This window comes from Polaromonas sp. A23, from assembly GCF_002001015.1.
In the GTDB taxonomy this organism is placed as follows: Bacteria; Pseudomonadota; Gammaproteobacteria; order Burkholderiales; family Burkholderiaceae_C; genus Polaromonas.
Genome location: NZ_MUNO01000018.1, coordinates 311,296 through 323,351, shown reverse-complemented (window position 1 = coordinate 323,351; position 12,056 = coordinate 311,296). Strand labels below are relative to the sequence as shown.

The window sequence follows — 12,056 nt, the reverse complement described above, 5'->3', positions numbered from 1 at the left end:
GTTGTAGGGTGGCCCGTCGGGTTGCGGCGACGCCGGGCCTTGCGGCTGGTCAGGCCGGGGCGGGAAGAGGCCCCTGAGCCACTCCTGCACCTGGTCCAGCGCCTGCGGAATCTGCTCCGCCATGCCGCCGCCGCGCGGCGCTTCGAAGGTGGCGTTCGGGTCCACCACCTTGCTGCGCAACGCCTGCTGGAAAAAATCGCCCACGATGGGTAGCGCGCTATGGGCGCCCTGGCCCCAGTAGTCGCTGAGCGTGATGCGGTTGTCGTTGAAGCCGACCCAGGCGCCCGCCACCAGTTGCGAATGCATCAGTACAAACCAGCCGTCGGTGTTGTCCTGCGTGGTGCCGGTCTTGCCCGCCACGTCGGCCTGAATGCCGAAGCGCGAACGAATGCCGGTGCCGGTACCGCGGTCAATCACGCCGCGCATCACGTCCAGCAGCACCTGCGCAGAAGGTATAGACAGCGCAAGCTCGGGCGCAAGGGGGGCAAAGCGCTCCAGCACCTTGCCGTTCCTGTCTTCCACCTGGGTAATCAGGAAGGGCTCAATATAGCTGCCGCTGTTGGCAATGGTTCCGTAGGCGGACACCATTTCCTTGAGCGTCACCGGGCTGGTGCCTAGCGCGAGCGAGGGCACCACGTCAAGCTTGCTCTGCCGCACGCCCATGGCCTGCGCCAGGCTGGCCACCTTGGCGGGGCCCACGCTCTGCATCACCTGGGCAGTGATGGTGTTTTTGGAAAACGCCAGGCCATCGCGCAGGCTCATGGGCGCATAGGAAGGCGGAGTGCTGCCGTCCCGTGGGCGCCAGACAGTGCCATTGCCCAGGGGAATTTCCACATCGCCGTCCATGAAGGTGTCGCTCGGGCGTGCGCCGTTTTCAAACGCAGCGCCGTACACAAAAGGCTTGAAGGTTGAACCCGGTTGCCTGCGCGCCTGGGACACGTGGTCAAACGGGTCCTGCGCAAAACTGCGGCTGCCCACCCAGGCTTTGATATGGCCATTGCGCGGGTCCAGCGCCATGAAGCCGGCCTGCAGGCGCGTCTTGTCCTGCCGCAGTGTCTGCATGAAAGCTGCATTGGCCTGCACCTGCTTCAAGGCTTCGGCCTCCGTCAGACCCGTTTCGCGCGCCGCCTTGTACTCGGCGCTTTCGCGCACAAAGGTCTGCACCACGTCCTTGCTTGAAGCCCAGCGGCGCGGGCCCCACTCGTTGTTGGCCACGCCCTGCAGCCGCTCGGCCTGGCGCACCAGCGCCTGGTTGGCCTGCGCCTGCAGCCGTGAGTCAATGGTGGTGCGCACCACCAGGCCGTCGGCATAAATGTTGTAGTCATGGCGGTCGGCCCAGTCGATCAGCCAACGCCTGATCTGCTGGCTCAGGTGCGGGGCGGCGCCCAGCGGCTCGTTTTGCCGTTCAAAGTCCAGCTTGAGCGGCCTCTTCTTCAGGGCGTCCAGTTTTTTGGCCTCGAGCTTGCCGTGTTTGACCATCTGCGCCAGCACGATGTTGCGGCGCTGCGTTGCGCGCTCGGGGTTGATGACCGGGTTGTAGTAACTCGTGCCCTTGAGCATGCCGATCAGCGTGGCGCTTTCCAGCACGTCCAGCTTGTTGGCCGGTTTGTCAAAATAAGTCTGCGCCGCCATCTCAATGCCATAAGCGTTGTAGAGAAAGGGCACGGTGTTGAGGTAGGTCTCAAGAATTTCTTCCTTGGAATAAATCGCCTCGATCTTCAGCGCCGTGATGAGTTCCTTGATCTTGCGCGTCACGCTGCGCGAGCGGCCCACCTCTTCCGGGTACATGTTGCGGGCCAGCTGCTGCGTGATGGTCGAGCCGCCCTGCAGGTCGCCGCTGAACGTGTGAAACACGGCCGCAAAGGTGCGCTTGAGGTCAATACCGTGGTGCTCGTAAAAACGGTGGTCTTCGGTAGAAATCAACGCCGCCACCACGTTGGGCGAAATATCGGCCAGCTTGATGCGGTCGCGGTTGGTGCGTTTGAACGCAGCCAGCTCCTTGCCATCGGCCGACATCACCACCGCCGGCTGCTGCGTCTTGGATTTCAGGATGTCCATGATGCTCGGCGTGAAGGGGATCAGGATCAGCGCATACAGCAGAAGCAACAGCGGCAAGGCGGCCACGCACAAGGCCACACCGCGCCGGGTGGGGTTGCGCACATGGTGCAGCGCCTGCGCCCATGCCTGCGTCACAAAAGGTTGAATACGGGCGAGTAGGTTTTTCATCGCCTGCCAGTGTAGGCGCTGCGCGTGAAGCGGCTGTCAGGACGGTTTCTGTCGGTAACAGCGGGCCCCATGCTGCCTTTTCGGGCTCCAGGTGTGTCGGTGCCTGTTTGCTGCACAAAATCAGGCCCCGGCCCTTTATCTGCAAGGAGAAGCAGCTATTATTTTTGCAGCAAATGGAGCCAAAAATCCAGCCCACTCAGGCCAGGCCGAGCGGTCCGTCCACCCGCCAGCTCCGCCAACTCAAACCTTGCGCTTGAGCGGCTGCCAGCCCGCAAACTTCGGGTAGTGCCGCGCCACAACCGCGCCGTCGAAATCCCAGGCAATACATTTGCCCAGGTGGTACGGCGGGTTGGCGTTGTCGTACTCCGTCAGGCCGGCCTGCGCGCGCAGGTGGCCGCGGTACACCGGCACCGTCTGGTAAGCCGCCGTCGCCATGTTGAACAGCATCTCCCGCAGGTGCGTGCAGCCGCGTATGCCGCCCAGCGCCTTCTCGATGGCCTGGCGCCAGCCCGGCCCCATGGTCACGCCCACCATCTGCTGCATCGGGTCAATGCCCTGCTGGCATTCACCGAAGGGCGCATGGTCGCTGGCACTGGCGATTTCGCGAATCACCAGCCCGTCGTCTACCGTGGCGCGTATGGCCATGCCGTGAATCGGCGTGCCCGCCGGCACGCCGCGCTCGGAGCGAACATGTTCGTAGGTGCGCACGTCGGACATTTCGGCTTCGATGTCCCACAGCCCGTCCTGACGCTGATAGCCGCGGTAAACAACAGCGCGGGTGTGCAAATGGGTTCGGGCTTGGGGTGCAGGCAGAGGCATGAGAAACTTCGTTGAAGGGTGACAGTTGCATTTTCTCAGACTGGCATCAGCAAGCTCCCCCCGCCGGCTTGACCGCACCGCCAGAAGGCCTTACATCTCGCTCACTCTCCCATGCTTATTCCTCTTCATCTCCGAGACCTGCTCCTCGAGCCTGCCGCCCATCCGCGCGGGCAGGCGCACCTGAGCGCAGCCAGCGGCATGGTACAGGCGGGGCCCTGGCTGTACGTGGTGGCTGACGATGAGCATCACCTCGGCCGCTTCGCCGCCAGCGGCGAGTTTGCAACGCCGGTGCATCTGCACCGCCTTGTTCCAGGCGATCTGCCTGATGACAAGGACAAGCGCAAAAAGCGCAAACCCGACTTCGAAGCCCTGGCCCTGCTCCCGGCCATGGCGGGCCAGCCGCACGGCGCGTTGCTGGCCGTGGGTTCCGGCTCCAAGCCTAATCGGCAACAAGCCCTGGTGTTGCCGCTGGATGCCGAAGGTGGCTTGCACGGCGCCGCCCGCGTCGTGGACCTGGCCGGGATGTACCAGCCTCTGGCCGCCGACTTTCCCATGCTCAACATCGAAGGCGCCTTTGTGGCCGGCGAGCGCTTTTGCCTGCTGCAGCGCGGCAACAAGGGCGACGCGCGCAACGCCTGCGTCGAATTCCCCTTGCACGCCATGCTCGGCTGGCTTGCCGGCCACCAAAGCGCACCGCCTGAGGCCAGCCGCATCCTGCACCTGGAGCTGGGCGACGTGGACGGCATTCCTCTGGGCTTTACCGACGGTGCCGCCCTGCCCGGCGGCGGCTGGATCTTCAGCGCCGTGGCAGAAGACACGCGCGACAGCTACACCGACGGCCGCTGCGGCGGATCTGCCATAGGCTGGGTCAGCGCTGACGGCAAGTTGCAGCGCGTGCAAGCTGTTAGCGGCGCACCCAAGATAGAAGGCATTGCATTGGCCGGGAACGGGCAACTGCTGATGGTCACCGACTCAGACGACCCGGCTGTTGCCTCGCAGCTCCTGGCCGTTGCGCTCGCATGAGGGCCGCTTGCCAGGGCACTCAAAAGCGTGTTTGGCGGGTTTTTATGAATGAAATCGGGTTGCAGCCCTTTGCTTACGGGCGCAAGCAGCTACTATTTTCATAGCAAACTCAACCTGTACAAATTCAACCCGGGCTTGAACGCAGCGCTCGGCTGCGACAGAATCCCGGCATGGCCACCACTGCAACACCCCTCTTGAACGACACACCCACTCTGCGTATCGGCGAGCTGGCCCGCCTGAGCGGGCGCAGCGTGCACACCATCCGCTGGTACGAAGCGCAGCGCCTCATGCCCGGCGCCGCGCGCGACGCGGGTGGACGGCGCGTGTTCTCGCAGGCGCATGTGGAATGGCTGGGCCTGATCAGCCGCCTGCGCGCCTCCGGCATGAGTGTGCGCGACATGCAGGCCTACGCACGCCTGGTGCGCCAGGGCAAGGCCGCGCTGGCCGACTGCCGCGAGCTGCTGCTGCAGCACCGCACCCAGGTGCAGCAGCGCGCCGACGAACTGCGTGACGCTGTGGCCCTGGTGGACCACAAAATCGCCATGTACGACAAGTGGCTGGCGCGGGCTGCGACCAGCAAGTAAGCAAACCATCCTCAGCCCGGCGCATCCAGTGCGGCGTCCACCAGTTGCGTGTCCATGTACTCCACCAGTTCCTTGAGCTTGCCGCCCTCCAGCCGGCAGACGTAGCAGTAGGTGTTGTTGTAGGGCTTGCCTTTTTTTGTGGTCACCTTGCCGCGGCATTCCACCGCCACCTTGTTGCCATCGGCAATGATATTGATGGCCCGGTTGGTGTACTGGCCTTCAAACTGTGCGAACAGCGGGCGAAAGAGTTCTTCGCGCACGGCCTGCTTACCTTCATAACGCCGAGACCACGCCGTCTGGCCCGGCAATATCCAGCAGAAGTCGTCGGCCATGGCGTCTACAAAGGGCTTGCCGTTGCCTTTGGCCAGTTCGTCAAAGATGGCCTGCATCAACTGGCGGTTGCGTTCGGTCGGGGTTTGCGCCGCGGGGTTTTGCGCTGCAGGGTTTTTCGCCGCTATTTGGGCGTTGGCTTGCTTGTGCATATCAGGTCCTTTTCATTTCATAAAAATTGAAGAGAACCTGATTGGAAAAGCTAGAGTGCACTCGAGGTCAAGCGCCTGGCCTGCCCCGTCACTCTGCTGCCGGCTAACCCGCTGGCTTTTCCGGGGCTTTGACTTCTTCGGGGCTGCCCTTGAACCATTTGAAGATGATCAACAGGGCCGAAGCAGCGGACAGCAACAAGCCCAGGAAAGACTTGACCTTGTCGAAGTTTTCCGCCGAGAGAATCGGGTTCTTGCGGGCCAGGAATTTTTTGGTTCCTTCCGACAGCGGGTAGCCCGAAGGCACGGTCAGCCGGGCCTCGTCCATCTTCGTGCGCAGCCGCACCTCCAGGCCAGGGCTGAAAAGGGTTTCAAGCACTTTGTAGACGGCGCGCGGGTCCACGTCTTCATTGGCAACCAGATGCAGGTTGACGCCGATGGTCCGGATGTCGGAGGCCGGCACGGGCGGCTTGACGCTGTAGGTGTAAGCCAGCATCTTGCTGTCCGTCACCCAGCCCAGGCGCAAAGCCAGCGACGCCGGAAACGGAATTTCAAGCACCCGGTAGCCACGCTCTTTCACCAGAAACTCGGCCACTTCCGAGGGCGCGGAAGAAATCAATATGGCGGCGTCCGGCAGCTTTTCCGGGTGCGCGGAAACCAGCTCCTCCATGTCCAGGTTGGACTCGGTGTAATCCACTTGCGTCAGACCTGAGAACTCGAGCATTTGCCGGGCAACCACGCGCGTGCCGCCGTTTCTGCTGCCCAGGTTGACCATCTTTCCGCGCAGGCTGGCCACGTCGGTGATGTCCGGCCGCACGATCACGTGCAGCAGCTCCGGCAACAAGGTGGCCACATGCGTCACATGGGGGTAGTGAGTCTCCAGCCCACCCTGGATCAAGGCCATGTCCAGTTCCCCCCGGTCAATCATGGCCAGTGCTTCGTGCGTTCCGAAGCTGGGGTTGACGCGCAGCGACACACCGCGTTCAGCAGACTCTTCCTGCAGTACCTTGGCCAGGAAATGGCGGTTGCTCAGAATGTCACCGCCGGTGATGGTGATCGTATGCTGGCGCGGCAACACGTCATACAGCATGTAAGCGCCTATGCCCACCAACGCCGCAAGCAAGGAAACGGCCAGCACCGCACGCACGCGCGCATTGCGCTGCATCCTGTCCAGCACATCAAAAACTATCTTCTCAGCTTCGCTGGCCATGGCCTGCTCCCGGATTCATGAAGGAATGAGAGGACAAGGTGTTTTCAAGCATCGCCTTAGCCGATCGGTATGAAAAATCGCTGTGCCACGATCTTCTGCCCCGCAGGGCTCAGCGCAAACGCAATGAAGTCGTGCGCCGGCCCCTCCTTGCGTGTGCCCACCAGGTAAAACGACTCCATGAACGGATAACGCCCCGAAAGAATCGTCTCCCGCGAAGCGGCCACCCCGTCGATCTCCAGGTATTTGACCGTGGCGGTCACATCATGCTGGTAGTTCAGCGCAATAAAACCGATGGCCAGCGGGTCGGCTGCGACCCGTTGCGCCACCTCCTGGTGTGTCTGCATTTCCTGCGCGGTGGGCACGATGTCCCGGCCATCAAGCACCACGTCTTCAATAAAAAGGCGCGAGCTGGAGCCGTCCGTGCGCGAGATCACATGCACCGCCGCGTCGGGCCCGCCCACCTGCTTCCAGTTGGTCACCTCACCCGCAAACACAGACCTGACCTGCTGCGACGACAAGGCCTTGAGCGGCAAGGCCTTGTTCACCAGAATGCTGATTTCGTTCCTGGCGATCATGAAGTTGCGAACGCGCAGGTCGTCCTCCAGCACCGTCAGGTCGCGCGACATCGCCGCGAGGTCAATCGCACCGCGTTTGAGTGCCAGCAAGGCGGGCAAAGAGCCGCCTTTGTCCACCACAATGTCGACGTCAGGGTGCAGCCTGGAAAACTCTTTCGCCAGCGCTTCATTCAGGCCCACCATCGCGCTGGCCCCGGCAATCAGCAGTTCCTTGCGCGGAGCCGGACGGTGCAGCCGGCGCCAACCGATGGCGGCACCGCCGACGACAACGCCCGTAGCCGCAAGCGCCAGCAAGGCCGCACGCCTGCTCATGGGTACATGCATGCGAGGCTCCTCATTTTTTGTCTGCAATCACAAGGCCGGCCATCTCAATGCCCTTGCGATGCGCAGAAAAGTACTGCATGAAGCGCTGCGTCGCCGGGCTGGGCTTGTCGCTGGTTATCAGCATCACCGAGATGCGCAAGGGATAGGTGCCGTTGAGCACCGTCTGCGTGGTGGCGGCAATGCCGCTGGTTTGCAGCGCGCGCACATGTTTATCAACCTCTGAAGACGACATGAAGGTAATGGCAGCCGGGTTGCTGGCGACCTTCGGCAACTTTTCCCGGCCGCGCAGCACGACGGCTTTCGCCATGAAGACATCGTCTGCACCAAGAACAGCTGTTTTCCAGGCCTGCGTCATGCCGCTGGTGGGCGAACCAATGAAGACCTGGATGGGGCCGGCCTTGCCGCCCAGCAATTTCCAGTCGGTGATGCGGCCGGTGAAAACATGCCGCAGCTGCTCTGGCGTGAGGCTGATGATCGGGTTGGACGGATGAACCACCGCAACCATGGCGCTGTAGGCCACGGTCAGGCTGACAAGCTTGGTGCCGTGCCGGTCCATCTCGCGCTTCAGGTCGAGCGGCGGCGGGCCGTCGACCAGCGCGATGTCGGTGGTGCCGTCCATGATGGACTTGTAGCCGCGCGCGGAGCCGCTGCCAGCCAGGGTGATTGCTGCCCCGGGCTGCTCTTTCATATAGGACTCGGCAATGTGCTGGGCCACCGGCATGAAGGTGGTGGAGCCGCGAACCTGTACGGAGTTGGGCTCAACGCCGGACGCTGCGCCGCCCCATGCCACAAGCAGCACCAGCGCGGCGAACTGAAAAGCACGGGGGCTCGGTCTGGGCAAGGGTCGCATCGTCCTCCTCCATTGGGCCTGTGGATTTACCAGGCCGCTGTTTTCGGGAAATTGTAGGGGTTATGTGTCGCCGTGCCTAGGAGCTTGAAGAGCGTACTTTTTCCTTAACACCAGCCCGAATGACGTCCCGAATGGCAAGGCGGCCGCGCCGCAGCCCGCGCGTTGCGGGCCGTGCCTGCATGCCATGGGCTATAAAGGTTCGATCTGACACACATCACCCAACACGGAGAACCCATGCCGACACCCATCTCGGACGTCCACATCGCCCGCGCAGACCCGCTGCCGGAGCCCCGGCTGCTGCGCGAAGAACTGCCGGCGGGCGAAGCCGAGGCCGTGTTTATTGCGGCGTCGCGCGCCGCCACCCGCGCCATCTTGCGTGGCGAAGACGATCGGCTGCTGGTGGTGGTGGGCCCCTGCTCCGTGCACGAACCCGAGTCTGCGCTGGACTATGCAGCCCGCCTTCGCGAAGTGGCCGGCCGGCTGGACGATGCGCTGCTGCTGGTGATGCGCGTCTACTTCGAGAAGCCGCGCACCCGCATGGGCTGGAAGGGCCTGATCTACGACCCCAGCCTGGACGGCCAGGGCGACATCGGCGAAGGCCTGCGCGCCGCGCGGCGCATTCTGCTGGAATGCGCGCGTTTGCAAGTGCCGGCGGCCTCGGAAATCCTGGACCTGGTGACGCCGCAGTATTACGCCGAGCTGCTGACCTGGGGTGCCATTGGCGCGCGCACGGTGGAAAGCCCGCTGCACCGGCAAATGGCTTCAGCGCTGTCGGCGCCCGTTGGTTTTAAAAACGCCACCAGCGGCAGCGCGGCTGCGGCCATAGACGCCATTCACGTGGCCAGCCAGTCGCACCGCTTTCCCACCATCTCGCTCGAAGGAAAGGCCATCGTCATCACCACCACCGGCAACCCCGACGGCCACCTGGTGCTGCGCGGCTCCAGCGATGGGCCCAACTACGACGACGCCAGCGTGGCGCAGGCCGCTGCCACCCTGGCCCAGTCAGGCCTGCCGGCGCGGCTGGTAATTGACTGCAGCCACGGCAACAGCAACAAGAACTACGCCAGACAGCCCGCCGTGGCCGCCGACATTGCACGGCAAATTGCGGGCGGCTCCAACAGCATTTGCGGCGTCATGCTGGAGAGCCACCTGGTTGAAGGCCGGCAAGACATTGTCAATGGCCGCCAGGGCCTGCGTTACGGCCAAAGCGTGACCGACGCCTGCATTGGCTGGGACGCGACGGTGGCCGTGCTGGAGCAACTGGCCACCGCCGTGCGCCAGCGCAGGCAGGGCCCTCGAAAGAAAATCAGCGCGCCGTAGCAGCCCGGGGCGCTGCACCCTCCGGCAATGGCACGCCCGGCGGTGCCTCAGCAGGCGGCTCCACGCGCCGAGCCGGCTCCGGCAGCTCACGTGCTGGCGCGTCTCCCGGCACCTGCACTGTCACCGGTACCGAAGCGCCCGGCGTGGTCACCGGCTGAATCTGGATGTTCACGTACTTGATGGGTGGCGGAGAGAAGTTTCCCGAAGAAGGTGGCTGGCCACCCGGCCCGTTCTGGCCTTGGCCAGCACCAACCGGCGCCTCCGTGCCATTCACTTCCACCAAAGGCGCACCAGGAACCAGCGGCTCCTGGCCCGCCGGCGGGACGGCGCTGCTCATGCCTGCGGTAGCCGACAATTTGGCGCGCACATCCAGTACTTTGGCCTTGATGGCCTGCTGGAAAAACTCACCCACCATCGGCAGCGCGCTCTGCGCACCCGGCCCCCACCGGTTGCCCATGGTGACGCGGTTGTCGTTAAAACCCACCCACGCGCCGGCCACCAGTTGCGGGTGCATCAGGATGAACCAGCCGTCGGTGTTGTCTTGCGTGGTGCCGGTTTTTCCCGCCACGTCGGCGCGGATGCCGTAGCGGCTGCGAATGGCGGCGCCCGTGCCCTGGTCCACGACGCCGCGCATCACGTCCACCAGCATGTTGGCCGCGTGAGTGGACATGGCCGCCTGCGCCACTGCGGGCTGAAACTCTTCCAGCACCCTGCCGACGCGGTTTTCCACGCGGGTGACCACCATCGGTTCGATGTAGCGGCCGTTGTTGACCAGCGTGCTGTAGCTGGACACCATTTCCTTGAGCGTCACCGGGCTGGTGCCCAGCGCAAGCGACAGCACTTCGTCTAACTGGCTCTGGCGCACGCCCATGCTGCGCGCCAGCGCGGCCACGCGTTGCGGGCCCACCACCTGCATCACCTGCGCGGTGATGGTGTTTTTGGAATACATCAGGCCTTCGCGCAGCGTCATCGGCGCGCCGCTCGGGCCGCTGCCGTCAGACGGGCGCCAGAAGGTGCCGTCGCCCAACGGAATCTCCACCGCCTGGTCCATGAAGACGTCGTAAGGCCGCGAGCCGTTTTCATAAGCCGCGCCGTACACAAAGGGCTTGAAGGTCGAGCCCGGTTGCCGGCGCGCCTGGGCCACGTGGTCAAACTGGTCGCCGGCAAAGCCGCGGCTGCCCACCCACGCCATCACATGGCCGTTGGTGGGGTTCAGCGCCAGAAAGCCGGCTTGCAGGCGCGTCTTGTCTTCACGCAGTTTTTGCAGATAGGGCCCGTCCACCAGCAGCTGGCGCAATGCCTGCTCGTCCGTCTTCCCGCTCGCCAGCGCGGCCTTGTACTCGGCGGAGTCGCGCACAAAAGCCAGCATCAGTTCGCGCTTGGCGCCCTTGGCAGCCCAGCCTGATTTTTGCGCCCACTCGGCATCAGAGATGGCCTGCAGCTTGTCGGCCTGACGCGTCACCGCTTCATTGGCCATGGCCTGCAGGCGCGAGTCAAGGGTGGTGCGCACCACCAGCCCGTCGGCATAAATGTTGTAGCTGTTGCGGTCGGCCCATTCAATCAGCCAGCGCCGCAGCTGCTGGGTGAAGTGCGGCGCCGGGCCCAGCTCGGGCTCCTGCCGCTCGAAGGTGACGGCCATGGGCATCTGCTTGAGCGCAGCCAGGCTGGCAGCCGGCAGCTTCTGGTGCCGTGCCATGCGGCTCAGCACGGTGTTGCGCCGCTGCAGGGCGCGCTCGGGGTTGAGCACCGGGTTGTAGTAACTGGTGCCTTTCAGCATGCCAATCAGCGTGGCGCTTTCCAGCACGTCCAGCGTGTCGGCGGTTTTATCAAAGTAGGTGCGCGCCGCCATTTCAATGCCGTAGGCGTTGTACAGAAAAGGCACGGTGTTGAGGTAGGTCTCCAGGATCTCGTCCTTGGAGTAAACCGCCTCGATCTTCAGCGCCGTGATGGCCTCCTTGATCTTGCGCGTCATGGTGCGCGCGCGGCCAATGTCTTCGGGGTAGAGGTTGCGCGCCAGCTGCTGCGTGATGGTCGAGCCGCCCTGCACCTTGCCCTTCAGCGTGTTTGCCGCCGCAGACAATGTGCGCCGCACGTCCACACCGTGGTGCTGGTAAAAGCGCGCGTCTTCGGTGGAGACCAGCGCCGCCACCACATGCGGGGAAATATCCGCAAGCTTGACCCAGTCGCGGTTGGCACGTTCAAAAACAGTCAACTGCTGGCCATCGGCCGACAGGATCACCGAAGGCTTGGCCGCCTTGATCTTGTGCAGGTCGTCAATGCTGGGTGTGAAGGGAATCAGTGCCAGCACATACAACAGCAGCACAACCGGCACCGCCGCCAGCCCCCAGGCCAGGCCGCGCAGCGTGGGGTGGCGCAAGCCCGCGGCAAGGGAGGCGCCGAACTGCCTGACGAGCTGCCAAAGACGGGGAGGAAGGGAGAGCGTTTTCATCTGCAACGAGCTTGAGGGGTGCCGCAAGGCCGGGCTGTAGGACGGCAGGCAATGCGGTCATCGGCTGGTGCGGGCAGCGCCAAAGGCTCCAAAAGGCACCTGAAGGCCTTTTGAGAAGAAACTATGGATCAAATGTGCCGTTTGCCCTTATTTCACGGTCGCCAATAGCTACATTTTTAATAGCAACAAAATTCCAC

At 63.6% G+C, this 12,056-nt stretch carries 10 protein-coding genes; 3 read left to right on the top strand and 7 right to left on the bottom strand.

Translation table 11 applies throughout. From position 1 onward, the window contains the following. The coding region (locus B0B52_RS10455; RefSeq protein ID WP_077593558.1) for a penicillin-binding protein 1A at positions 1–2,226 on the bottom strand (2,226 nt) is incomplete at its 3' end. 240 nt (positions 2,227–2,466) lie between these two features. Continuing rightward, on the bottom strand, positions 2,467–3,045 hold the full coding sequence (locus B0B52_RS10450) for a DUF2889 domain-containing protein (protein ID WP_077593557.1): 579 nt from the start codon (positions 3,043–3,045) through the stop codon (positions 2,467–2,469). A 111-nt stretch (positions 3,046–3,156) separates the two neighbouring features. Here B0B52_RS10450 and B0B52_RS10445 point away from each other — a divergent pair, with 111 nt between their 5' ends. After that, positions 3,157–4,068 carry a hypothetical protein gene (locus B0B52_RS10445; RefSeq protein ID WP_077593556.1) on the top strand — a complete coding sequence of 304 codons (912 nt, stop codon included), beginning with the start codon at positions 3,157–3,159 and terminating at the stop codon, positions 4,066–4,068. 170 nt (positions 4,069–4,238) lie between these two features. Further along, positions 4,239–4,652, top strand: coding sequence for a MerR family transcriptional regulator (locus B0B52_RS10440; protein ID WP_077593555.1), 414 nt, complete (start codon positions 4,239–4,241; stop codon positions 4,650–4,652). Positions 4,653–4,663: 11 nt separating this feature from the next. On the opposite strand, the gene B0B52_RS10435 is transcribed toward B0B52_RS10440, so the two are convergent. From B0B52_RS10435 to B0B52_RS10420, 4 genes are all read right to left on the bottom strand, one after another. Beyond that, positions 4,664–5,134 (bottom strand): nuclear transport factor 2 family protein, encoded by a 471-nt coding sequence (locus B0B52_RS10435; protein ID WP_077593554.1) that lies wholly within the window; start codon positions 5,132–5,134, stop codon positions 4,664–4,666. 103 nt (positions 5,135–5,237) lie between these two features. Further along, positions 5,238–6,341, bottom strand: a complete 1,104-nt coding sequence (locus B0B52_RS10430; protein ID WP_077593553.1) for a TAXI family TRAP transporter solute-binding subunit — start codon at positions 6,339–6,341, stop codon at positions 5,238–5,240. Positions 6,342–6,397: 56 nt separating this feature from the next. Next, positions 6,398–7,240 carry a phosphate ABC transporter substrate-binding protein gene (locus tag B0B52_RS10425; protein WP_077593552.1) on the bottom strand — a complete coding sequence of 281 codons (843 nt, stop codon included), beginning with the start codon at positions 7,238–7,240 and terminating at the stop codon, positions 6,398–6,400. Positions 7,241–7,250: 10 nt separating this feature from the next. Beyond that, positions 7,251–8,081 carry a phosphate ABC transporter substrate-binding protein gene (locus B0B52_RS10420; RefSeq protein WP_168173528.1) on the bottom strand — a complete coding sequence of 277 codons (831 nt, stop codon included), beginning with the start codon at positions 8,079–8,081 and terminating at the stop codon, positions 7,251–7,253. A 243-nt stretch (positions 8,082–8,324) separates the two neighbouring features. On the opposite strand from B0B52_RS10420, the gene B0B52_RS10415 reads away from it, so the two are divergent. Continuing rightward, positions 8,325–9,410: a 3-deoxy-7-phosphoheptulonate synthase gene (locus B0B52_RS10415; protein WP_077593550.1), complete on the top strand. Its 1,086-nt coding sequence runs from the start codon at positions 8,325–8,327 to the stop codon at positions 9,408–9,410. On the opposite strand, the gene B0B52_RS10410 is transcribed toward B0B52_RS10415, so the two are convergent. Further along, the gene (locus B0B52_RS10410) at positions 9,397–11,859 is read right to left on the bottom strand and encodes a penicillin-binding protein 1A (RefSeq protein ID WP_077593549.1); all 2,463 of its coding nucleotides are present in this window, start codon (positions 11,857–11,859) and stop codon (positions 9,397–9,399) included. The two genes, B0B52_RS10415 and B0B52_RS10410, sit on opposite strands and share 14 nt — an antisense overlap. Positions 11,860–12,056 lie beyond the last annotated feature (197 nt).